The sequence below is a fragment of the Streptomyces sp. NRRL S-1813 genome (assembly GCF_000719605.1).
In the GTDB taxonomy this organism is placed as follows: domain Bacteria; phylum Actinomycetota; class Actinomycetes; order Streptomycetales; family Streptomycetaceae; genus Streptomyces; species Streptomyces decoyicus.
Genome location: NZ_JOHB01000004.1, coordinates 141,371 through 164,114, shown reverse-complemented (window position 1 = coordinate 164,114; position 22,744 = coordinate 141,371). Strand labels below are relative to the sequence as shown.

21 protein-coding genes are annotated in these 22,744 nt (G+C 72.3%); 13 read left to right on the top strand and 8 right to left on the bottom strand.

Annotated elements, in window-relative coordinates; translation table 11 throughout:
- Window positions 1–211: 211 nt before the first annotated feature.
- Together IF67_RS0109415 and IF67_RS0109410 are read right to left on the bottom strand one after the other, a co-directional pair.
- Window positions 212–1,087 (bottom strand): serine hydrolase, encoded by an 876-nt coding sequence (locus IF67_RS0109415; protein ID WP_030984028.1) that lies wholly within the window; start codon window positions 1,085–1,087, stop codon window positions 212–214.
- 277 nt (window positions 1,088–1,364) lie between these two features.
- Window positions 1,365–2,246, bottom strand: a complete 882-nt coding sequence (locus IF67_RS0109410; protein ID WP_030984026.1) for a PucR family transcriptional regulator — start codon at window positions 2,244–2,246, stop codon at window positions 1,365–1,367.
- Between the two features lie 378 nt (window positions 2,247–2,624).
- On the opposite strand from IF67_RS0109410, the gene IF67_RS0109405 reads away from it, so the two are divergent.
- The 5 genes from IF67_RS0109405 to IF67_RS0109385 all read left to right on the top strand — a co-directional run bounded on the left by IF67_RS0109405 (window position 2,625) and on the right by IF67_RS0109385 (window position 9,855).
- The gene (locus IF67_RS0109405; RefSeq protein ID WP_030984023.1) at window positions 2,625–3,458 is read left to right on the top strand and encodes a M55 family metallopeptidase; all 834 of its coding nucleotides are present in this window, start codon (window positions 2,625–2,627) and stop codon (window positions 3,456–3,458) included.
- Window positions 3,451–4,815 (top strand): M20/M25/M40 family metallo-hydrolase, encoded by a 1,365-nt coding sequence (locus IF67_RS0109400; protein WP_030984022.1) that lies wholly within the window; start codon window positions 3,451–3,453, stop codon window positions 4,813–4,815. The genes IF67_RS0109405 and IF67_RS0109400 overlap by 8 nt, the downstream gene beginning before the upstream one ends.
- Before the next feature lie 47 nt (window positions 4,816–4,862).
- Window positions 4,863–6,890 (top strand): prolyl oligopeptidase family serine peptidase, encoded by a 2,028-nt coding sequence (locus IF67_RS0109395; protein ID WP_030984019.1) that lies wholly within the window; start codon window positions 4,863–4,865, stop codon window positions 6,888–6,890.
- Complete coding sequence (locus tag IF67_RS0109390; RefSeq protein ID WP_030984018.1) at window positions 6,887–7,819, top strand: S66 peptidase family protein; 933 nt, start codon at window positions 6,887–6,889, stop codon at window positions 7,817–7,819. The genes IF67_RS0109395 and IF67_RS0109390 overlap by 4 nt, the downstream gene beginning before the upstream one ends.
- 200 nt (window positions 7,820–8,019) lie before the next feature.
- Window positions 8,020–9,855, top strand: a complete 1,836-nt coding sequence (locus IF67_RS0109385) for a CocE/NonD family hydrolase (protein WP_420708621.1) — start codon at window positions 8,020–8,022, stop codon at window positions 9,853–9,855.
- Window positions 9,856–9,972: 117 nt separating this feature from the next.
- Here IF67_RS0109385 and IF67_RS0109380 read toward each other — a convergent pair whose 3' ends face one another.
- From IF67_RS0109380 to IF67_RS0109370, 3 genes are all read right to left on the bottom strand, one after another.
- Complete coding sequence (locus IF67_RS0109380; RefSeq protein WP_030984014.1) at window positions 9,973–10,167, bottom strand: ferredoxin; 195 nt, start codon at window positions 10,165–10,167, stop codon at window positions 9,973–9,975.
- A gap of 35 nt (window positions 10,168–10,202) precedes the next feature.
- Complete coding sequence (locus tag IF67_RS0109375; protein ID WP_030984009.1) at window positions 10,203–11,390, bottom strand: cytochrome P450; 1,188 nt, start codon at window positions 11,388–11,390, stop codon at window positions 10,203–10,205.
- Between the two features lie 148 nt (window positions 11,391–11,538).
- Entirely contained in the window at window positions 11,539–12,177 is a 639-nt protein-coding gene (locus IF67_RS0109370) for a TetR/AcrR family transcriptional regulator (protein ID WP_030984007.1), read from the bottom strand.
- Window positions 12,178–12,222: 45 nt separating this feature from the next.
- Between IF67_RS0109370 and IF67_RS0109365 the strand changes: the two genes are divergently transcribed.
- From IF67_RS0109365 to IF67_RS0109350, 4 genes are all read left to right on the top strand, one after another.
- Window positions 12,223–13,143, top strand: coding sequence for a DUF2867 domain-containing protein (locus IF67_RS0109365; protein ID WP_030984006.1), 921 nt, complete (start codon window positions 12,223–12,225; stop codon window positions 13,141–13,143).
- 26 nt (window positions 13,144–13,169) lie between these two features.
- Window positions 13,170–14,666 carry a CoA transferase gene (locus IF67_RS0109360; RefSeq protein WP_030984002.1) on the top strand — a complete coding sequence of 499 codons (1,497 nt, stop codon included), beginning with the start codon at window positions 13,170–13,172 and terminating at the stop codon, window positions 14,664–14,666.
- A gap of 71 nt (window positions 14,667–14,737) precedes the next feature.
- Window positions 14,738–15,289 (top strand): GNAT family N-acetyltransferase, encoded by a 552-nt coding sequence (locus tag IF67_RS0109355; RefSeq protein ID WP_030984000.1) that lies wholly within the window; start codon window positions 14,738–14,740, stop codon window positions 15,287–15,289.
- Between the two features lie 13 nt (window positions 15,290–15,302).
- Window positions 15,303–15,713, top strand: a complete 411-nt coding sequence (locus tag IF67_RS0109350) for a glyoxalase superfamily protein (RefSeq protein ID WP_030983998.1) — start codon at window positions 15,303–15,305, stop codon at window positions 15,711–15,713.
- On the opposite strand, the gene IF67_RS0109345 is transcribed toward IF67_RS0109350, so the two are convergent.
- Window positions 15,694–16,029, bottom strand: a complete 336-nt coding sequence (locus tag IF67_RS0109345; RefSeq protein ID WP_030983996.1) for a DUF6204 family protein — start codon at window positions 16,027–16,029, stop codon at window positions 15,694–15,696. The genes IF67_RS0109350 and IF67_RS0109345 overlap by 20 nt on opposite strands.
- Window positions 16,030–16,139: 110 nt before the next feature.
- Here IF67_RS0109345 and IF67_RS0109340 point away from each other — a divergent pair, with 110 nt between their 5' ends.
- Window positions 16,140–17,045: an arginase family protein gene (locus IF67_RS0109340; protein ID WP_030983995.1), complete on the top strand. Its 906-nt coding sequence runs from the start codon at window positions 16,140–16,142 to the stop codon at window positions 17,043–17,045.
- Between the two features lie 108 nt (window positions 17,046–17,153).
- Window positions 17,154–19,181, top strand: a complete 2,028-nt coding sequence (locus tag IF67_RS0109335) for a DUF5107 domain-containing protein (protein ID WP_030983993.1) — start codon at window positions 17,154–17,156, stop codon at window positions 19,179–19,181.
- Between the two features lie 28 nt (window positions 19,182–19,209).
- Here IF67_RS0109335 and IF67_RS0109330 read toward each other — a convergent pair whose 3' ends face one another.
- Window positions 19,210–20,538 carry an aldehyde dehydrogenase family protein gene (locus IF67_RS0109330; protein ID WP_030983991.1) on the bottom strand — a complete coding sequence of 443 codons (1,329 nt, stop codon included), beginning with the start codon at window positions 20,536–20,538 and terminating at the stop codon, window positions 19,210–19,212.
- Window positions 20,539–20,600: 62 nt separating this feature from the next.
- Here IF67_RS0109330 and IF67_RS0109325 point away from each other — a divergent pair, with 62 nt between their 5' ends.
- Together IF67_RS0109325 and IF67_RS0109320 are read left to right on the top strand one after the other, a co-directional pair.
- Window positions 20,601–21,257: a TetR/AcrR family transcriptional regulator gene (locus IF67_RS0109325; RefSeq protein ID WP_030983989.1), complete on the top strand. Its 657-nt coding sequence runs from the start codon at window positions 20,601–20,603 to the stop codon at window positions 21,255–21,257.
- Between the two features lie 107 nt (window positions 21,258–21,364).
- A complete protein-coding gene (locus IF67_RS0109320) occupies window positions 21,365–22,288 on the top strand; it encodes an NADP-dependent oxidoreductase (protein WP_030983987.1) in 924 nt (307 codons plus the stop codon).
- 39 nt (window positions 22,289–22,327) lie between these two features.
- Here the strand turns inward: IF67_RS0109320 and IF67_RS0109315 are convergent, their stop codons facing one another.
- Window positions 22,328–22,687: a glyoxalase/bleomycin resistance/dioxygenase family protein gene (locus IF67_RS0109315; protein WP_030983985.1), complete on the bottom strand. Its 360-nt coding sequence runs from the start codon at window positions 22,685–22,687 to the stop codon at window positions 22,328–22,330.
- Between the last annotated feature and the right edge of the window lie 57 nt (window positions 22,688–22,744).

Here is a 22,744-nt window from a genome sequence, read left to right as displayed (position 1 = left end):
CGGTGTGGCGGCGGGCCGGCGGCGGAACACCTCTCGGCCCACCGGACGCACTGCCCCGATGCGGCGTTGATATCGCCGCTCCCGCACCGCGCGGGGCCGATCGGGGCGCCGGTCACCCTGGGGAGTGCATAGTCGTACCGCAGAAGTTGCCCGCGGCGTCCTGCCGCCACGGGCAACTCAAGGAAACCGGGCCCGGCACGGCCTCCGTGGCTCAGTGGGTCAGATCGCGGTGGATGACCCGGGCGGCGCCCTCGACCGTGTCCACGCCGTACTTCATGGTGCGGCTTCCGGTGGAGAGGACGGCCATGCTGTAGTCGTGGCCGCTGCCGGTGAAGGTGCCGACGCTGTTCACCCGCCAGCCGCCGGTGTCGCGCGGCAGCCAGCCGTTCTTGACGTGGACGTCCGTCGTGGCGGGAGCGCCGGCGGGAACGCCCCAGCGCTGGTCGGGGGCGACCCGGTGCATCAGGTCGAGCGCGTAGCCGCGGGAGGCCGGGGTGAGGACCGTGTTGTCCTCGGCGAGCAGCTGCATCAGCTTGAGCTGGTCGCCTGCGGTGATCTGGGTGAGGCCCCAGGCCTTGCCCGCGCCGGGGACGGTGTCCCGCATGTCCGCCAGGGACAGGAAGTGCTTGATGCCGGCGGGGCGGATCTGGCGCCAGAGGGCGGAGGTCGATTTGTTGTCCGACTTGGTGATCATGGCGGTGGTCAGCTTCACCTCGCGTGGGGTCAGCTTGCGGTGCGCCTCCTGCGTCTGCCGCAGCAGGGCCCCGAGCACAGTGACCTTCACCACACTCGCCGAGTCGAAGTGGGTGCCCGCCTTGAAATCGCAGCGGGTCCCGGTGTGCGGGTCGTAGACCGACAGCGCCGAGGCGCCCTTGCGCCCGTGCAGGGCGTCGGCGATGTCGTGGGACAGGGCGGGCGCCAGGCCCGGCTTCTTCGAGGTGCACACGACCTTGGAGCCGTCCACCGGCGTGCTGGCGGTGCTGGCCGAGGCCGAGGTCGCGGTCGTGAGCGCCGTCAGCAGCGTTCCGGCAGCCACGGCCGCGGCCAGCCCGCGGCGCGTGCCGGTCGATATGCGTGATCCGTGCATGAAGGTGGTGTCCTGTCCCGCTGTGTATCGGAGGCCCGCTGTCGGGCGGCCGGCCTCGTGCGACCGGCGGTGCGCCGGGCCTCTGCGGCCGCGATGCGGCCGGGGTCCCGGTCAAGGGGTCACAGCGACGATACGGGGCGGGGGTGCGGGCACCTCGGATTCCTGGGGCGAAATGTCCGTATTTGGGTGGTGTGCCTGGATGTGACTTTCGACAAATCGGAGGGTGGGTGGGAGAGGGGTTATGGGGAGTGGTTGCGGGGGAGGGATGAGGCGGGATCTAGGGGCGGGGCAGGGCTTTGCGGGGTTTGGCGGCAGCGCGTGGACGGCGGGTGACCGCCGCGCGGCGTCGGCGCGCGCCCGCCATCAGCTGGCGGCTGCGCAGTGCCATCTCGATCTCGAAGCGGGTCCGCGGGTCGCGGAGGCGGGCCCCGAACAGCTTCTCGAGCTGACGCATCCGGTAGCGCACCGTCTGTGGATGGATGCTGAGCGCCTTGGCCACCTCCGGAGCCCCCATGCCGCCGAGCCAGGCCAGCAGGGTGGCTTCCAGGCGCTCGCACCGCTCCGGCGTCAGTCCCGCGAGCGGGCTCAGATGCCGGGCGATCAGTGTGCGGGACAGCGACTCGTCCTGGAGGAGCAGGAGCGACGAGAGGTGGTCGTCGACGAACACCACGCCGGCTTCCGGGCCGTCGTGCGGGGACGCCAGATCCAGCAGCCGGGACGCGGAGCGCACGGAGGCGGCCGCGTCGTGCGGCGGGACCGCATGGCCGACCACGGCGGCGCGATGACGCAGTACCCCCTTCAGCCGGGCCCGTCCGCTCTTGCCGTCGGCGAGCTGGGCCGGGATCAGCAGGCCCGGTGCTTCGCCCGGTGCGCTGACCAGACAGTCGCCCAGCGCAGACGCCACGAGGTGGATGTCGGTGTCGGTGCGCAGCATGACCGCGCGCACCTTGTCGGGCAGTGGCCGGCCGCCCCGTAGCACCTCCTCGATCACACGTGTGACCTGCTGATGGCCGCCGCGCTCGATGACTTCCCGGAAGCCTGGATTGCGATCGCAAAGCGTTTGCGCGATCAGTTCGGTCAGGATCGCGAGTTGGTCGTCTTCGCTGTTGGCCTGGATGCCGCGTTGCGGTAAGGCGTCTTTGAGGGCTTCGCTCACCATTCTGCCTCTGTTTCATCGCGCGGGAAGCTGGTCCGGCCTGTTCTACCGCACCTGGCACGTGCCGTCGGCAGCTGACAGAACTCGTTCAGAAGTCCTTACGGATTCCGTCGGAAGTACTTCCGCTTTGCGACAGAAACTGTGCGAGATGCGGCGCCACAAGAGCGTACCCCCAGGTTCCGGTTGGGGGGAATCGTGGTGCTCAGACGAAGAAATGGTGATGCTGGGGCCAAGGGGACTGGCCCGGAAGGTCCTGGACGGGGCGTCAGGCCGAAGGTCCTGGTTACGCTGGTGGGCCGTTCGGTCCCGATGAACGCGAGGGGGGCGAGTGGTGTCCGTACCCGTGCACACCGCCTCCTGGCTGCGATAGGACTGGTGAATGTGAAGATCCTCATCTCCGCGGACATGGAGGGTGCCACCGGCGTGACCTGGCCCGCCGATGTGCTGCCCGGTACCCCTCAATGGGAGCGCTGCCGCCATATGTTCACGTCCGACGTCAATGCGGCGATTGCCGGATTCTTCGACGGCGGGGCCGACGACGTACTGGTCAACGAGGCGCACTGGACGATGCGCAATCTGCTGCTGGAACAGCTCGATGAGCGAGCGCAGATGCTCACCGGGCGGCACAAATCGCTCAGCATGGTCGAGGGCGTGCAGCACGGCGACGTCGACGGCATCGCCTTCGTCGGCTATCACACCGGGGCGGGCACCGAAGGCGTCCTCGCCCACACCTACCTCGCCAACACCCTCACCGGCGTCTGGGTCGACGGCACCCGGGCGAGCGAGGGCTATCTCAACTCCCTGGTGGTCGCCGAGTACGGCGTACCGGTGGTGCTGGTCACCGGCGACGACCGCACCTGCCAGGACGCGCTGGGCTACGCCCCCCAGGCACCCGGCGTGGCGGTCAAGGACTATGTGTCGCGCTATGCGGCGGTATGCCGGCCGCCGGCCCGCACGGCAGCCGAGATCCGGGCCGCGGCCCGCAAGGGGACGGCGCTGGCGGTGCGTCATGAACCGTCCCGGCGCGGGCCGTTCCGGTTCGAGTTGGAGTTCGACGCCGAGCATCTGGTGGGCGCGGCGACCTGTGTGCCGGGCGTGGAGCGCTCCGGGGAGCGCCGCGTCGCGTATACCGGTCAGGACATGTACGAAGCCATCCGGTGCTTCAAGGCGGTCACCACCGTCGTGTCGTCCGCCGTGGAGGAACAATATGGCTGAGCGTGACAGGGCCGGGGAACCGGCAGCCGGGCAGACCGCCGGCGTGGACCGGCAGGCGCTCGACGAAGTGGTGCGGTTCACCTCCGAGCTGATCCGGATCGACACCAGCAACGCCGGCGACGGCGCCTGCCGGGAGCGCCCGGCCGCCGAGTACGTCGCCGAGCGGCTGGCCGAGGCCGGGCTGACGCCGACCCTGCTGGAACGCAGCAAGGGCCGCACGAATGTGGTCGCCCGTATCGACGGCACGGATCCCGGGGCCGACGCCCTGCTGGTGCACGGTCATCTGGACGTGGTCCCCGCCGAGCCCGCCGACTGGAGCGTGCACCCCTTCTCCGGGGAGGTCCGCGACGGCGTGGTCTGGGGCCGGGGCGCCGTCGACATGAAGAACATGGACGCGATGATGCTCGCGGCCGTACGGCAGTGGGCCCGCAGCGGAGTGCGGCCGCGGCGGGACATCGTGCTGGCGTTCACCGCCGACGAGGAGGCCAGCGCCGAGGACGGCTCGGGCTTCCTCGCCGACCGGCACGCCGGGCTCTTCGAGGGCTGCACCGAGGGCATCAGCGAGTCCGGGGCCTTCACCTTCCACGCGGGCAGCGGGATGCGGCTGTACCCGGTCGCGGTGGGGGAACGCGGAACGGCCTGGCTGAAGCTGACTGCCCGGGGCCGGGCGGGGCACGGCTCGAAGGTCAACCGCGACAACGCCGTCAGCCGGCTGGCCGCGGCCGTGGCCCGGATCGGCGAGCACGAGTGGCCGGTCCGGCTCACCCCGACCGTACGGGCCGCACTGCGCGAACTCGCCGCGCTGCACGGCATCGAGGTGGATGTCGACGCGCCGCGCTTTGAGGTCGATGCGCTGCTGGGCAAGATCGGACCGGCCGCCAAGCTGGTCGAGCCGACCGTCCGCAACAGCGCCAACCCGACGATGCTGTCGGCCGGTTACAAGGTCAACGTGATCCCGGGATCCGCCGTCGCCCAGGTGGACGGCCGGGTCGTTCCCGGCGGCGAGGCGGAGTTTTGTACGACCATGGACGAGCTCACCGGGCCCGACGTGAGCTGGGACTACCAGCATCGCGAGGTCGCGCTCCAGGCGCCGGTCGACTCCCCGGCCTTTGCCGCGATGCGGGCGGCGATCGAGCGCTTCGACCCGGACGGCCATGTCGTGCCGTACTGCATGTCCGGCGGCACGGACGCCAAGCAGTTCTCCCGGCTGGGCATCACCGGCTATGGTTTTTCGCCGCTGAAACTGCCTGAGGGGTTCGACTACCAGGCGCTCTTCCACGGCGTGGACGAGCGTGTGCCGGTCGAAGGACTGCACTTCGGTGTCCGGGTGCTCGACCACTTCCTGCGCACGGTCTGACGACCGGCCGGCGCCGCACGCCGACCGGTGGAGGAGAGGAACTGCCCATGGTGACCACGGCTCCTTACGGCAGCTGGGCGTCCCCGATAGATGCCCGCACGGTCGCCGCGCACGACGGTCGGCCCGCCTTCGTCGGCGTGGTCGGCGACGAGGTGTGGTGGACGGAGCCGCGGCCCTCCGAGGGCGGCCGGCGGGCGCTGGTGCGGCTGCGGCCGGACGGCACCGAGGAGTCGGTGCTGCCCGCACCCTGGAACGTCCGCAGCCGGGTGCTGGAGTACGGCGGCCAGCCCTGGGCCGGCACCGTCACCGAGCACGGACCGCTGGTCGTCTTCAGCAACTTCGCCGACCAGCGGCTGTACGTCTATGCACCGGACAGCGGCGAGGCCCCGCGCCCGCTCACCCCGCACTCCGGCGTCGGTGGCGGGCTGCGCTGGGCCGACCCGGTGCTGCGCCCGGAGCTCGGCGAGGTCTGGTGCGTGCTGGAGGAGTTCACGGGCGACCGGCCGACCGAGGTGCGCCGGGTGATCGCCGCCGTGCCGCTCGACGGCTCGGCGGCCGAACACCGCGCTTCCGTACGGGAGTTGACCGATGCCCGGCACCGTTTCGTGACCGGTCCGCGGATCTCGGCCGACGGACGGCGGGCCGCGTGGATCGCCTGGGACCACCCCCGGATGCCCTGGGAGGGCACGCTGGCGATGGTGGCCCGGATCACCGGCAAGGGCGAGTTCGAGGACATCCGGCCGCTCGTCGGCGACCTCGGCACCTCCGCGCCGCAAGGCGGTGCGGCCGGAGAATCCGTCGCGCAGATCGAGTGGGCGGCCGACGGCTCGCTGCTGTTCGTCTCCGACGTCAGCGGCTGGTGGGAGGTGCAGCGCATCGACCCTGACGCGGTGGACGACGGTGTGGTGGCGAGCCGCGGCCTGTGCCCGGCCCGGCAGGAGGAGTTCGGCGGGCCGCTGTGGAACGTCGGGCAGCGCTGGTTCCTGCCCCTGGAGAACGGCACGCTCGCGGTGATCCACGGCCGCGGCTCCACCACCCTGGGCATCCTCGACCCGGTGAGCGGTGAACTCGTCGACTCCGCGGGCCCCTGGACGGAATGGGCACCCACCCTCGCCGTGCACGGCAGCCGCGTCCTCGGCATCGCGGCCGGCCCGCACAGCTCGTACGAGATCGTCGAGCTGGACACCTGCACCGGACGCGCCCGGGGGATCGCCGGCCGGCATGCCGACGTCGTGGACCCGGCCTACTACCCCCGGCCGCAGAGCCGTACCTTCACCGGCCCCGACGGGCGGGACATCCACGCCCATCTCTATCCGCCGCACAGCCCCGACCACCGGGCCCCCGACGGCGAGCTGCCGCCCTACGTGGTGTGGGCGCACGGCGGCCCCACCAGCCATGCCCCGCTGGTGCTCGACCTGGAGATCGCCTACTTCACGTCCCGGGGCATCGGCGTCGCCGAGGTCAACTACGGGGGTTCGACGGGCTACGGCCGTGCGTACCGCGAGCGGCTGCGCGGCCAGTGGGGCGTGGTGGACGTCGAGGACTGTGCGGCCGTTGCCCGGGCCCTGGCCGACGAGGGCACCGCCGACCGCGCGCGGCTGGCCATCCGCGGCGGCAGCGCCGGCGGCTGGACCGCCGCCGCCTCGCTGACCGCCACCGACCTCTACGCCTGCGGCACCATCAGCTACCCGATCCTGGACCTGACCGGCTGGGCCACCGGCGAGACCCATGACTTCGAGTCGCGGTATCTGGATTCGCTGGTCGGTCCGCTCGCGGAGGTGCCCGACCGCTACCGCGAGCGCTCGCCGCTGCATCGCGCGGACCGTATCGCCGCGCCGTTCCTGCTGCTCCAGGGCCTCGACGATGTGATCTGCCCGCCGGCGCAGTGCGAGCGGTTCCTCGCCGAGGTCGCCGGGCGGGGCATACCGCACGCTTATCTGGCCTTCGCCGGGGAGGGGCACGGCTTCCGCAGGGAAGAGACCATCGTGCGCGCCGTGGAGGCCGAACTCTCCCTGTATGTCCAGGCCTTCGGCCTCACCCGCAGCGATGTCCCGGCGCTGGAGCTGCGCGGATGACGTCCGGGGAGCCGGTGCGGCCGCCGCGGCTGCGGCCCGGTGACCGGGTGACGGTGGTGGCGCCCAGCGGCCCCCTCGTGCCGGAGCGGCTGGACCGCGGGCTGGACGTCCTGCGTGGGTGGGATCTCGACCCTGTCGCCGCGCCCCATGCCAGGGGCACCCACGCCACTCTGGGATATCTGGCGGCCACCGACAAGGAGCGGGCCCGCGACCTCCAGGAGGCGTGGTGCGATCCCTCCGTCAAGGCGGTGTTCGCGGCCCGCGGCGGCTACGGCGCCCAGCGGATGGTCGGTCTGCTGGACTGGGACGCCCTCCGGGCCGCGGCCCCCAAACCACTGGTCGGCTTCAGCGATGTGACGGTGCTGCACGAGGCGTTCGCGGTGCGCGCCGGGGTGACCACCCTGCACGGACCGGCCGTCGCGGGGGAGGTCTTCCTCAAGGACGACGCCACCCGCGAGCATCTGCGGCGCACCCTCTTCGCACCGGAGACCGTCCGCACCCTGGTCTCGCCGTCCGCCCGGCCGCTGGTGCCGGGGAGGGCCCGCGGGGTCACCCTCGGCGGCTGTCTGGCCATGCTCGCCAGCGAGTTGGGCACCCCGGGGGCCAGGCGCGGCGCGGCGGGCGGCCTGCTGCTCCTGGAGGATGTCGGGGAGCCGCCGTACCGCATCGACCGGGCGCTCACCCAACTCCTGCGCACCGGCTGGCTGGACGGCGTCGCCGGGATCGTCCTCGGCTCCTGGGCCCGCTGCGGGCCTCATGAGCAGGTGCGGGAGGTGCTGGTGGACCGGCTGGGCGGGCTCGGGGTGCCGGTGGCCGAGGAGTTCGGCTTCGGGCACGGAGACTCCGCGCTGACCATGCCGCTGGGCGTCCCCGCGGAGCTGGACGCGACGGCCGGCACGCTGACCTTCGAGGCACCGGCGACGCGGTGAGCGCAGGCTGACTGAGGCGCTGTCAACACGCTTGCTGTCAGGGCCTGGTGGAGCACCATTGCACTGCAAGCACTCCAGGGACAGCGCTGAACTGACGTCCTAACAACGACCCGCGTCGGGAGCGTTGACATGCCATGACACGTGTCACAGCATGAGCGCGCCGCTACCGACTGGTTGGTACGACGTGTGTGGAGGTCTTCGTGCCCAGCGTGTCCCGAGGAGTGCCCCGAGGCGATTCCCGTCCCGTACTCCGCAGGTCCCTCGCCGTGCTGGCCGGCTCCGCCCTCGCCGCCCCCCTCGTGCTGACCGCCCCCGCGACCGCCGCCGCCGACCCGTACACCGTCACCGCACTGAAGGTCACGGTCCGGGCCGGTGCACGCAAGTGCACCCTCGATACGGACGTCTACCGCCCGGCCGGCGCCGACGCCGCCCACCCCGCGCCCGCCGTGCTGACCACCAACGGCTTCGGCGGCAACAAGGCGGACGGCCCGACCGACGCCCTCGCCAAGGCCTTCGCCGCCCGCGGCTATGTGGCACTGGCCTACTCCGGGCTCGGGTTCGGCAAGACCGGCTGCCCGATCTCCCTCGACGACCCCAGGATCGACGGCCGGGCGGCAAGCGGGCTGGTCGACCTGCTGGCGGGTACCCGTACGGCCGACAACGGGACGCGTATCGACTACGTCACCAAGGACGGGACCGGCGATCCGCGGGTCGGCATGATCGGCGGGTCCTACGGCGGGGCGGTCCAGCTGGCCACCGCCTCAGCCGACCACCGTCTCGACGCGCTGGTCCCCCTCATCACCTGGAACGACCTCTCCTACTCCCTCGACCCCAACAACGCGGGACGTACGCGGGGCGTCACCGGGCCGCTGCCCGGTGCGTACAAGTGGCAGTGGACGAACGGGTTCTTTCTGATCGGTGAGGCGCAGGGGCTGCTGCATCCGAACCTCGACCCGTCGCGGACCGGCGGCGCCGGCTGTCTGCACTTCGTCGCGCAGGCCTGCGACACCAAGCGGCTGCTGGATTCCGGCAAGTACCCGGCCGACCGGACCGACGCGGTGCTCCGCTATGCGCGCAGCGTCTCCCCGGTCTCGTACCTGGCGTCGGTCAGGGCGCCGACCCTGCTCGTCCAGGGCGAGGACGACAGTCTGTTCAACCTCAACGAGGCCGCCGCCACCTACCGGACCCTGGCCGCCCAGGGCACCCCGGCCAAGATGATCTGGCAGGCCTGGGGCCACAGCGGCGGCATGAAGAAGCCCGCGAAGGGGGAACTCGACCTGGCGCAGGGCAATCTGGAGACCAGCTATGTCGGGCGGCGGGTCCTTGCGTGGTTCGACCGGTATCTGCACCGGCGGACGGCGACCGGCACCGGCCCGGCCTTCGCGTACTACCGGGACTGGGTGGGCGACGGGTCCGCCTATGCCGCCTCCCGCGCCTTCCCGGCGGGCGGCAGCCTGCGCCTGTATCTCTCCGGCGACGGCACACTCGTCGGCCGTCGCGGCGAGGTGGCGCGCGGCGGCCGGGAGTACCGCAATCTGCGGACGGCCACCAGCCACTCGGAGAGTTCGCTGGCCGGGCTGCTCGGCCTGCCGGACGCGGCGCCGTACGACGCCAGGGGCACCTACCTGGACTGGACATCGAAGCCGGTGGCGGGCGGGCCGGTGGACGTGGTCGGTGCGCCCAGGGTGACGCTGAAGGTCTCCTCACCGCGGGCCGAGCAGGCGCAGAACTCCTCGGACGCGGCCGACAAACTGGTGCTCTTCGCCAAGCTCTACGACGTCGCGCCGGACGGCAGGAAGACGCTGGTACACCGTTTGGTGGCCCCGGCCCGGGTGTCCGATGTGACCCGGAGGTTCACCGTGGAACTGCCGGGCATCGTGCACCGTTACGAGCCGGGGCACCGACTGCGCTTCGTCATCGCCGCGAGCGACGATGCCTATGCGGGCAATCGAGGGGTGAAGCCGGTGACGGTCTCCAGCGCGCCCGGGGACACCGGGGTGCTCGAACTGCCCGTCACACAAGGGGTGTTGCGGTAGCGGATGGGGTGGATGCCGTAGGGACAAGTAGGTGGGCGGAACGTGTCGGGCGCGCCGCGGTGCCGGGTGTCGGCCGGGGCCGCGCGCGTCAGCCGGGTCGCCCGCGGAGGTGGCGGCTCAGTCGTCCGTGACCGTGATGGCCTGCACGGGGCAGGCGCGGGCGGCCTCCCGCACCAGCGGGTCGCCCGCACCGTCCTCGCGGCCGGGCAGCAGGGCGCTGAAGCCGTCGTCGTCCTGGGTGAACACGCCCGGCGCGGTCAGGGCGCACTGGCCGGCGCCGATACAGATGTCGGTGTCGATCGTGATCCGCATCCCGGACCCCTTTCCTTCGTCTGCCGTCATGGCTGCTACCAGGCCAGCGGCAATTCGATCATTCCTTGCAGGGTGTCGCCCGGCTTGAAGGAAACCTCGGCGGCCGGCACGGCGAGCCGCAGGTCCGGGATCCGGGTGAACAGCGAGCGCAGCGCGATCTCCATTTCCGCCCGGGCGAGGTTCTGCCCCAGGCACTGGTGGATCCCGAAGCCGAACGCCACGTGGTGGCGCGCGGAACGGTCGAGGTCCAGTTCGTCCGGCGACGGGTAGGTGGTCTCGTCCCGGTTGATCAGCGACGTGGGGAACAGGACACCGTCGTCGGCGCGGATGAGCTGCCCGCCGATCTCGATGTCCTCCTTCGCCACCCGCAGCATGCCGTCCGCGATGGACAGGAACCGCAGCAGCTCCTCGACGGCGGTCGGCATCAGGCTCTCCTCGGCCTTCAGCTGTGCCAGCTGCTCGGGGTGTTCGAGCAGCGTGAAGGTGCCGAGCGAGATCATGTTGGCGGTGGTCTCATGGCCGGCCACCAACAGGATCATGACGAGCCGGACCAGGTCCTCGTGGGCGAGGGTGCCGGACCGCAGCCGCTCCTCGATCAGCTCGTCCAGCAGCCCGTCGCCCGGGTTCTTCTCCTTGTGGGCGATCAGCTCGGTGAAGTACTCCTCCAGCTTGATCCGGGCGTCCTTGGCCTCCTCGGCCGTACGGCTGCGCAGCAGGCGGCGGGATTCCCCCTCGAAGAACTCGTGGTCGGAGTACGGGACGCCGAGCAGCGAGCAGATCACCATCGAGGGGACCGGCAGCGCGAACGCGGAGACCAGCTCGGCGGGCGGGCCCTCGGCCAGCATCCGGTCGAGCAGCTCGTCGACGATCCGGTGGATGTCGGGCCGCAGCGCGGCGACCCGCTTCACGCTGAAGCTGGGGATCAGCATCCGGCGCTGGGTGTTGTGCTCCGGGTCGTCGACCCCGATCAGTGGTGTCCTGACCTGAGTGATCGACTCGAAGCGCTCGAACGGCAGCGGGAAGGCCGGGTTCTGCCGGTCGGAGGAGAGCCGCTGGTCGCTCAGCAGCGCCCGTGCCTCGCTGTGGCCGGTTACGGCCCATACCTTGCGGCCGTCATAGAGCGCGACATGGGCCAGCGGCCCGGTCTCCCGCAGCGGCTGATAGCCGGCGGGCGGGTGATAGGGACAGGTGCGGTCCTGAAAGTAGGAGATGGCTTCGGTCACGGCATTCCTCCCGTACGAGAAGCTCAACGTGGGGGTCGAGCTGCTCGGGTGTGAGATGTCAATGCTGATGCGCGCCGTGTTCGGCGCGCTGATCTCACCTCATGCCTCGGATGCCGGGCACGTCTACGCGCAGTTCGGCCAACTTCGCTCAGATTCGCTCATTATCGGAACCTTCACCTCCGTTCAGCGGCCGTACGAGGGTCTCGATCACCCCGTCCAGATAGCGGTCGCGCGCGGGGCCGGCCGGCAGGCTCTCCGGGATGGCGTGCCCGAGCTGGGTGTGCCCGAGGTAGGCGGTGTACGCGAGCAGGCCGCGTTGCCGGGCCTCGTCCTCGGAGAAGCCCAGCTCCGTGAAGAGCGCGGCGACATAGCCGATGCGCCGGGCGGTCACCCGGGCGAGCGCGGCGGCCACCCGGGGATGCGCCGCGGTCGCCAGCAGGGAGACGTCCAGCGGGTCGGCGGCCGACCGGTCCGTGGCCCGCATGAGCAGTCCGCGCAGCCGCTCGCCGGGGTCGGGCTCGGCCTCCACCTCGGCGATCACGGCTTCCGTGCCGATCTCTTCCCAGCGCTTCAGCGCGGCCTCGATCAGCGCGTCCCGATTGGCGAAGTGCCAGTAGAAGCTGCCCTTGGTGGTGCCCAGCCGGGCGGCGAGCGGTTCGACGGCCACCGCGGCGAGCCCGCCCTCGCCCATGGCCGCCAGCGCGGCCTCGGCCCAGTCCTGGGCGGTCAGCCGCTGCCGTGTGCCGCTGTCGCGGAGTGCCTTCGCTCGCTGTGGGGCCATGTCCATACGGTACCGTACGGTCAAACATACGCCACCGTATGGAGGTGCCCTGTGCGTGCCGTTCATGCCGTCAGTGCCGTCAGTACCGTCCGGGATGTCCATGCCCGCACCGTCCCCGCCCCGGCCGCGGCCGTCGGGGCCCTGCTCGACCGGCTCGGCGGCGAGGGTGATCCGCTCTTTCCCGCGCCCGTCTGGCCGCCGATGCGCTTCGACCGTCCGCTGGGCGTCGGCGCCGACGGCGGGCACGGCTTCATCCGCTACCGCGTCGCCGCATACGAACCGGGCCGCCGTATCCGCTTCTGCTTCACCGGCGGGGAGAGCGGATGGCACGAGGTCACCGTGCGGCCGCTGGATCCCGGCAGCTGCCGGGTGGAACACGTGCTGGAGAGCCGACTCCCGCTCCTCCAGAGGCTGATGTGGTCACTGGGCATCCGTGCCGTGCACGGCACGGTCGTGGAGGAGATCTTCGACAACATCGAACGGGCCGCCACCGGCCGGGCGCCGGTCCCGGTCCGCCGGCCGGCCCGGGTACGCCTGCTCAACCGTCTGCTCTGGGACCGGCCCCGCTCCGTCCCCCTCCCCGCCGCGGCCCGGCTGGCGCACAGCGCCTTCCCGCATACCGACTTCCAGGACGCCTGGCAGCTGGAGCTGCGGCCCGGCATGCCGCAGGAACCGGACGCCTGGCAGGGCGTGCTGCGCGGGGCGGCCTTCCCCGTCCTCGGGCGCACGGACCAGGAGATCCTGCTCGGCGCGGACGCCCGTCACCTGGACTTCCGCGCCTCGGTCCATGTCGCGGACGGCCGGGTCACGCTCGGCACGGTCGTCCGCATCCACCGCACGGCCGGCCGCCTCTACTTCGCCGTCGTACGCCGTGTCCACCCCTTCATGGCCCGCATGATGCTGCGCCGTTTCCACCGCCGTCTGGCGCTCGCCGCACCGAGCGCGGGGGAGCGGGAGCTCGCGCGGGGGTGACCCGGGCCCCGTGCCACACTGCCGGAATGGGGCAACGACACGGCGGTGGACGCAACGGCGGTACGGACCTGGCCTGGGCGGCCCTCGGCGGCGACCCGGCCCTGACGGAGCGGATCGCTTTCGGCGGTCCTCCCGGTCTGCTCCCGGCCCGGCTCCCGGCGATGTCGCTGGCCCGGTCCACGGTCGCGGTCTGTGCGCTCGCCGCGGCCGAACTGGCCGCCCGGCGCAACGGCGGTCCGGTGCCTGCCGTACGCGTCGACGACGGCGCGGTGGCCACCGCCTTCCTCAGCGAACGCCATCTGCGCATCGACGGCCGCGCCTGCTCGTCCTTCGCCCCGCTCTCCCGTTTCTGGCGCACCGCCGACGGCTGGGTACGGACCCACGCCAACTACCCGCACCACCGCGCCCGGTTGCTGCACGCACTGGACCTTCCCGAGACCGCCGACGCACCCGACGTCGAGACCGTGATGGCCGGCCGCCGGGCCGCCGAGATCGAGGAGACGGTCTGTGCCGCGGGCGGGCTGGCCGTCGTCGCCCGCACACCGGGGGAGTGGGACGCCCACCCACAGGGCGCCGCCGTGGCCGCCCACCCGCTGCTGACCCTCGACACCCTGGACGCCGGAGCCCCGCTCCGCCGACTGCCGCCGCTCGCCGGCCCGCCGACGCTGCCGGCCGCCGGGCTGCGGGTGCTCGATCTGACCCGGGTGATCGCCGGGCCGGTCGCCACCCGCACGCTGGCGCTGCTCGGTGCGGATGTCCTGCGCATCGACGCCCCCCAGCTGCCGGAGAGTCAGGACGCCCACAGCGACACCGGCTTCGGCAAGCGCTCCGCCGCCCTCGACCTCGGCTCACCCGCCGGCCGCGCGTCCTTCGAGGAACTGCTGTCCCGCGCGGACGTCGTGGTGACCGGCTACCGTCCGGGCGCACTCGACCGCTTCGGCCTCACCCCCGAGGCGCTGGCCGCACGCCGCCCGGGGCTGGTGGTGGCCCGGCTCTCCGCCTGGGGCGACGACGGCCCGTGGGGCGGCCGGCGCGGCTTCGACAGCCTGGTGCAGGTGGCCACCGGGATCGCCGCCGTCGAAGCGGACGCGGGCTCTGCATCCGAGGACTCACCACAGCGCAGAGGCGGAGCGCGGCGCAGCGGCACCCCCGGCGCGCTGCCCGCCCAGGCACTCGACCACGGCACCGGCTATCTGCTGGCCGCCGCGGTGTTCCGCGCCCTGACCGAACAGTCCCGCACGGGCGGCTCGTTCCTCGCCACCCTCGCCCTCGCCCGCACCGCGCGATGGCTGATGCACGACCTGGGAGCCGACGGCGAGCCGCACGCCGGACCCGAGGGGCACGGCCACGCAGCGCAGGCGCCCGGCGCCGACTCCTACGACCCCGCAGCGCACCTCCAGGAGACCGACAGCCCCCTCGGCCGGCTCCGCCACGCCCTCCCGCCCGTCTCCTTCGGCGGCGCACCGGCCACCTGGGCGACCCCGCCCGGCCGCTGCGGCACGGATGCGGCGGTCTGGCGGTAGGCCCCCGGCCCGCAGGCCGGGGAGTGGTCAAAACGCTGGTCCGCCGCCGCCCCCCTCCGTACGATCCTCCGGTGACGATCAACGACCGCTACCTCGCACATGGCCCGCGGGTGGGCATCCGGCATTTCACCGCCGCCGACCGGGAAGAGTTCACCGCGCTGGCACGGGAGAGCGCGGAGCTGCACCGCCCGTGGCTCTTCCCGCCGGCCGACGCCGCCGCCTATGACACCTATCTGCGCAGGCTCCAGGAGCCGCTGCGCGAAGGGTTCTTGGTCTGCGAGCTCGCCGACGGCCGGATCGCCGGCTATCTCACGATCAACAACATCGTGCACGGCGCGTTCCGCTGCGGCGCGATCGGTTACGGCGCTTTTGCGCACGCCGCCGGCCGCGGACTGATGAGTGAGGGGCTGCGGCTCGTCCTGCACCACGCCTTCGAGGAGATGGGGCTGCACCGGCTGGAGGTGAATGTCCAGCCGGCCAACGAGCTGTCGATCGCCCTGGTCAAGCGGGCGGGGTTCCGGCTGGAGGGGTTCTCCCCGGACTTCCTCTTCATCGACGGCGCCTGGCGCGACCACGAGCGCTGGGCGATCACTGCCGAGATGGTCGCCGGGAAAACGATGTGATTCCCTGTCGGACATGGACATCGTCTTCCACCGCACCGTACCGGTCTTCCGGATCTTCGATGTGGCCAAGTCCCATGAGTTCTATGTCGACTACCTCGGCTGCACGGTCGACTGGGAGCACCGCTTCGAGCCCGGTATGCCGCTCTACACCCAGGTCTCGCGCGGTGACCTCGTGCTGCATCTGTCGGAACACCATGGTGACGCGACGCCCGGCTCCACGCTCTACACGGAGCTGAGCGGGGTGCGCGCCCTGCACGCCGAACTGGCCGGCAAGGACTATCCGTATCTGCGGCCCGGTCTGGAGCAGGACGAGATCGGGACCTCGCTGACCCTGACCGACCCCTTCGGAAACCGCCTGCGCTTCAACGAGCCGGGCACCTCCGCGCAGCCCTCCGACGGGGCCGCTAACGGGACTTGCGGTTGATCTTCATGGTGTCCATGTCGGTGACCGTGGACCGCAGCTCCCGGTAGCCGAGGCCGGCGGCCTTCAGCGCGCTCTCCGCCTTGTCCTCGGCGAGTGCGGCGGCCATCTCCTCGCCGTCCGCCGCGTCCGAGACGATGACGTAGCGGTAGCTGAAGGAGTGCAGCGTGCGCTCGTACGCCAGCGAGCCCTCGGGCGTGAACTGCATCTGCGCCAGACCGTGGTCGTCCGCCTCGGCGAGCAGCTTGTCCCGTGACGGTGCCGTGAGGCCGTCCCACTTGCCGCGGACGATGACTCGGTAGGTGTGCTGGGCCGTCATGGGGTGTGGTCTTCCGTTCTGCCGTGTGCCGGTGAGCCGAAGTGACAGGCTATTTCGGCAGATGTTTCAAGGCCTCCCCTTTTCCGGTGCGTCTGTGTGACGATCTCCGTATGCGCCGGACCGTGCTGATCGATGCCCCCTCCAACCTGGGACTGCGGCCGCCCGCGCCCGGCACCGTCCCCGGCTGCTACAAACTCGCGGGCGCGCTGCGCGAGCAGGGGCTGCTGCGGCGGCTGGGCGCGCTGGAGGGCGGTGTGGTGGTGCCACCCCGCTACGACCGCGGGGAATGGCGGGAGGGCGACGGAGTCTTCCACGCCACCGCCCTCGCTGCCTATACGGGCAAGCTCGCGACGCGCGTCGAACGGCACGTCCGCAGTGGCGACTTCCCGGTGGTGCTGGGAGGGGATTGCAGCATCCTGCTCGGGGTGGTGCTCGCGCTGCGGCGGCTGGGGCGGTACGGCGTGGCCTACCTCGACGGCCACGGCGACTTCCGGCACCCGGGCAATGTGGCGGTGTCCGGCCCGGTCGGTGCCGCGGCCGGGGAGGGCCTGGCGCAGATCACCGGGCGGGGGCAGGCGGATCTCACCGACATCGAGGGGCTGCGACCGTACGTCCGCGACGAGGATCTGCGCGCGCTGGGCCTGCGGGACGCGGACGAGGACCAGGAGGAGTTGACCGCCCTGGGCATCGGCCATGCCCCGGTGGGGGAGATCCGGCGGCGCGGCCCGCAGGCCGTGGCCCGCGATGTGCTCACCCACTTCGCGAGCCTGCCGCTCGACGGCTTCTGGATCCATCTCGACGCGGATGTCCTCGACCCGTCCGTCATGCCGGCCGTCGACAGTCCCGACCCGGGCGGTCTGCTGACCGACGAACTCCATGCCCTGCTGGGCCCATTGGCCGCCTCGCCGCGCTGTGTCGGTGTCAACGTCACCATCTACGACCCGGACCGCGACCCCGAAGGCACCGGCGCGGTGCTGCTCGCCGGCCTCCTTGAGGACCTTTTTGCGCAACCCTGACCTCGCCGGGCCGTAAGAAGCCCTGTTCAGACCGGCGGCCACGCGGTTCCATGGTCAACAGGAGGCCGCCGCAGCCGAGGTGGCCCGGTCCAGCATTGCGAGGCAGCCGTGGCCACGAGAGTGCGACGCACCACCCTGACCCTCCCCGCCGCCCCCCTCGGCCCCGACAACCCTCTCCCCGCCCTCCGCGGCGGCCAGGACCTGCACCGCACCGAGATCCCCCAGGACGCCGGCCTGCCCGCCGACATGGCCCGGCAGATCGGCTGTGCGCCGCTGCGCTCGCTCCTGCCGGCCCGGATGCGCGACGGCTACGGGCGCACCCGCCGCACCACGGACCTCGACGCGCTGGTCATCGAGAACGACCGGCTGCGCGCCACCGTCCTGCCCGGTCTCGGCGGCCGGGTGTACTCCCTGCACCACAAGCCCACCGACCGCGAACTGCTCTACCGCAACCCGGTGTGGCAGCCCGCGGCCTTCGCGCTCAACGGCGCCTGGTTCTCCGGCGGCATCGAATGGAACATCGGTTCCACCGGCCACACCACCCTCTCCTGCGCCCCGTTGCACGCCGCCCGTGTCCCGGCGCCGGACGGCGGGGAGATGCTGCGGCTGTGGGAGTGGGAGCGGCTGCGCGATCTGCCCTTCCAGGTGGACCTGTGGCTGCCCGACGGCTCCGACTTCCTCCACGTGGGCGTCCGGATTCGCAATCCGCACTATCACACCGTGCCGGTCTACTGGTGGTCCAACACCGCCGTGCCCGAGGACGAGCACACCCGTGTCCTGGCCCCCGCCGAGGAGGCCTGGCACTTCGGCTACGAACGGACCCTGCGCCGCGTCCCGGTACCGCACTCCGACGGCGCCGACCGGACCTATCCGCTGCGCAGCGAGTTCCCCGCCGACTACTTCTACGCGGTGCCCGACGGCGCCCGCCGCTGGATCGCCTCCCTCGACGCGGACGGCCGCGGCCTGGTGCAGACCTCCACCGACACGCTGCGCGGCCGCAAGCTCTTCCTGTGGGGCGCGGGGCGGGCCGGGCGGCGCTGGCAGCAGTGGCTCACCGAGCCCGGCACCGGCGGCTATGCCGAGATCCAGGCGGGTCTGGCCCGTACGCAGCTGGAGCACGTACCGCTGGACGCCGGCGGCGAGTTCAGCTGGCTGGAGGCGTACGGGCCGCTGGAGACCGACCCCGTGGCGGTGCACGGCGCGGACTGGGGAGCGGCCCGGGAAGAGGCCGCGGCCCGGCTGGCGGCCGTGCTGCCGCGCACGGACATCGATGCCGCCTACGCCGCCTGGCTGCCGTACGCCGACCACGAACCGAAGGAGTCGCTGGCCACCGGCTCCGGATGGGGCGCGCTGGAGGCCGCCCGCGCGGGACTGGACCTGCCCGGTACGCCGTTCGACGAGGCCACGCTGGGCGCGGAGCAGGAGCCCTGGCTGACGCTGCTCGGAACCGGGGACCTGCCGGCTGCCCGCCCCGTCCCCGGACCGGCGCTGGTCGCGCCGGCCTGGCGCGATCTGCTGGAGTCCGCGCGGCCGGGCCCGGCCACCGACTACCACCTGGGGCTCGCCCAGTGGCATGCCGGCGACCGTGCGCAGGCCGTGCGCAGCTGGGAGCGTGCGCTCGGGCAGGACGGCGGCTGTCTGCCGCTGTACTGCCTGGCCGTGGCCGAATCGGTGGCCGGGGAAACGGGGCGTGCCGCCGACCGCTATGCGCAGGCCTGCGCCGAAGCGGCACGGGCGGCAGCGGCCCCGGACCCGGGGGCCCGGGACTGGCGGGCGGTGCTGCCCGCGCTCGCCCGGGAGGCGGTGCCCGCGCTGCTCGCGGCCGGCCGTACCGACGAGGCGGCCCAGCTGCTCGCGGGCCTGCGGCAGAGCGATCAGGACGACGGCCGCTTCCGTTTGCTGACCGCACAGGTGCTGCTCGCCCAGGGCCGGCCGGCCGCGGCCCGCGAGATCTTCGACGCCGGCTTCGAGGTCGCCGGTCTGCGGGAGGGCGACGAGGTGCTCGGCGACACCTGGTACGCCATCGCCGAGCGGCTGGTCGCGGGCGGCGGACCGGTCACCGAACAGGTCCGTGCCGAGGCCCGGTCGGGGCATCCGCTCCCGGAGCGGTACGACTACCGGATGCGGCCGGTGTAGCGGGCGGGCCCGCGGGCGGCGCCCGCCGTCACCCCAGCGGCTTGTCGAGCACCGCCTTGGTGTGGCTGAAGGTGTCGAGGGAGTACTCGCCGTGATAGCGCCCCGTCCCGCTCTCGCCCACACCGCCGAACGGCAGGCCGGGCGCGGTGAGATGGGCGACCGGCAGCCCGAAGGTGAGCGCACCCGAGGAGGTCTCGGTCAGCAGCCGGTGCTTGGTGGCGTCGGAGGCGGTGAACGCGTAGAGCGCCAGCGGCTTGTCGCGCCCGTTGATGAAGGCGATCGCCGCATCCAGGTCGGGCACCGGCACGATCGGCAGGACCGGGCCGAAGATCTCCTCCTGCATCACCGGTGCGTCGGGGGTGACGTCGGCGAGGACGGTGGGGGCGAGGTAGCGGGTGGCGCGGTCGTGGGCGCCGCCGATGACCGTGCGTCCGCTGCCGAGGAGGGCGGTCACCCGGTCGAAGTGCCGGTCGTTGACGATCCGTCCGTACTCGTCCGCGCCGGCCGGATCGGCTCCGTAGGTCTCGCGCACCGCCTCGGCGAGGTGCGGTTCGACGGCGTGCGCGGTGTCGCCGATGGCCAGCACGTAGTCGGGCGCCACACAGGTCTGGCCGGCGTTGAGGAACTTGCCGGTCACGATCCGCCGGGCGGCCGCGGCCAGATCCGTACCCGGGTCGAGGACGACGGGGCTCTTGCCGCCCAGCTCCAGGGTGACCGGCGTCAGATGCCGCGCGGCGGCCGTCATGACGATCCGGCCGACGGTGCCGTTGCCGGTGTAGAAGATGTGGTCGAAGCGCTCGGCCAGCAGGGCGGTGGTCTCCGGGACGGCGCCCTCGACGACGGCCACCGCGTCGCCGTCCAGATAGCGCGGCAGCAGCCGGGCCATGGCGGCCGAGGTCGCGGGGGCGAGTTCGCTGGGCTTGACGACGGCGCAGTTGCCCGCGGCCAGCGCGCCGACGAGCGGGGCGAGCGCCAGTTGCAGCGGATAGTTCCAGGGCGCGATCACCAGGACGACGCCGAGCGGCTCGCGGACGACCTGGGCGGTCGCCGGGAGCAGCCGGTCGGGCAGCTCGGCGGGCCGGGGCGCCAGCCAGTCGTCGAGACGGGCGAGGGTGTGGTCGATCTCGTGGACGGTGAAGCCGATCTCGGTGCGGTAGGCCTCCTCGGGGCCCTTGCCGAGGTCGGTGGCGAGTGCGGTGAGCAGCTCGTCGCTGTGGTCGGTGAGCAGGCTGCGCAGCGCGGTGAGCTGACCGCGCCGCCAGTCGGGGGCGGCGGTACGGCGGGTGGCGAAGGTGCGGCGGAGCCTGCCGACGACAGCGGCGGCGTCCAGGTCGGGGGCGGGGGTGTGCGATGCCATGGCAGCGACGCTACACGAAACGAAAACATTTCGTTTCGTAATGCTGCCGGTAGACTCCGGCCGTGGCCGAACGCACCGAGAGCAAGCAGTCCGCATCCGCCGAACGGCAGCCCGCCCGCGGCCGCCCGCGGGACGCCGGACGCGACCGGGCGCTCCTGGCGGCCACCGTGGCGGTCCTCCAGGACAGCGGCTACGGCGGGCTCACCACCGCGGCCGTCGCCAAGCGTGCCGGGGTCTCCACCGCGACCCTCTACCGCCGCTGGCGCTCCAAGGAGGATCTGGTCGTGGGCACCGCCGTCCGCTGGGCGAGCGACCTCGGCCCCCAGCCGGACACCGGCAGCCTCGAAGGCGACCTCGCCGCCCTGCTCCGGGACAAGGCCGGCACCATGGAGGGCCCTGGTGGCCGGCTGCTGCACGTGCTCATCGGCGAGGCCGCGCACAACGAGGCACTGGCCCGCGTCCTGGACACCGCGATCATCCAGCCGGTCCGCGACCGGGCCGCCGCCGTGGTGCGCCGCGCGGTCGCCCGCGGCGACATCCCGCCGCTCCAGGACGCACACGTGCTGGCCGACCTGGTCGTCGGCTCGATGGTCAGCCGCCTCTTCCTGACGCCGGACGCGGCACACTCCGTCAGCACGGGCGGCCCCTCGTCCGGTGAGGCGGCGATCCGCGAACTCCTCCCGTTCCTGCTGCGCGCCCTGGGGGCACAGCCCGGCTGAGCGTCCGTCATCGCCGCCCGGCCCGGCCGCCGTGCGCCTCGTACGCCATTGCGGTGACCGTGCGCGACCGTGGAATGAACCCGGGCCGTCACACGTTGTAGCGGATCATGAAGGCAATCATCGCAAACAGCTACGGCGGCCCCGAGGTCCTCGCATACACCGACCGCCCCGAACCGAAGGTGGGACCGGACTCGTTCCTGATCCGGGTCAAGGCGGCCGGGGTCAACCCCGTTGACTGGAAGATCGTCGGGGGCTATCTGGACCCGATGATGGACGCGCACTTCCCGTTCGTTCCCGGATGGGACGTGGCGGGCGTGGTCGAGGCCGTGGGCGCGGACGCCACCGAGTACGAGGTCGGCGACGAGGTCATCGGCTATGTGCGCAAGGACGAGGTGCAGCACGGCACCTACGCCGAACTGGTCGCCGCGCCGGTCAGGACCCTGGCGCGCAAGCCCGCCTCGCTCAGCTGGCAGCAGGCCGCCGGGCTCCCGCTCGCCGGGCTGACCGCCTATCAGGCGCTCAAGCGGGTCGGCACAAAGACCGGTGAGACCGTCCTGGTGCACGCCGCCGCGGGTGGCGTCGGCTCGCTCGCCGTCCAGATCGCGGTGGCGCAGGGGGCCCGCGTCATCGGTACGGCCAGCGAGCGCAACCACGAATTCCTGCGGTCCCTCGGCGCGGAGCCGGTCACCTACGGCGACGGTCTGGCCGACCGGGTGCGGGCACTGGCGCCCGAAGGCGTCGACGCGGCCGTGGACTTCGTCGGCGGTGGCGTCGTGGACGTCTCGCAGGAGCTGCTCAAGGACCGCGGCCGGGTGGCGTCCATCGCCGACGGCGAGGTCAAGAGCAAGGGCGGCCACATGGTGTGGGTGCGCCCCGACACCGACGATCTGACCGCGCTCGGCGCCCTCGCGGACGCCGGGAAGCTGACCGTGCCGGTCGAGGTGATCCTCCCGCTGCGCGAGGCCGCCGAGGCGTTCCGGCGGAGCATGGCCGGGCGGGCCCGCGGCAAGATCGTCCTTGAAGTGTCCTGACGAGGCGGTCCGCACTCACCGGAAGCAGGACGGGGGGACCTAACCCTCGCCGTCCTGCTTCCGGTCGACGTACTCGAAGACCGAACCGTCCGGGTGGCGGGCCACCAGATTGCGGCCGATCGGCGTCGGCAGGGGACCGGCGATGATGTCCGCGCCGACCGCCGTCAGATCGGCCACCGCGTCGTCCACATCCTTGACGGCGATGGTCGCCGTGATCTTCCGCAGCACCGACAACTCCGCCTCGGGGCCGCTCATCAGGAAGAAGGGCCCGACGGCCGCGACCGACACCCCGCCGCGCTGGAAGCGGATCGCCTCCGCGCCCGTCAGCCGTTCGTAGACGCCGATCGCGGCACTGAGATCACCGACGCACACCCGCAATGAGGTCCCCAGAATGTCCATATGGACAAGCCTAGTTGGACGTCCGGCCGGTTCGCGATCAGTTGGCCGTGATCAGTC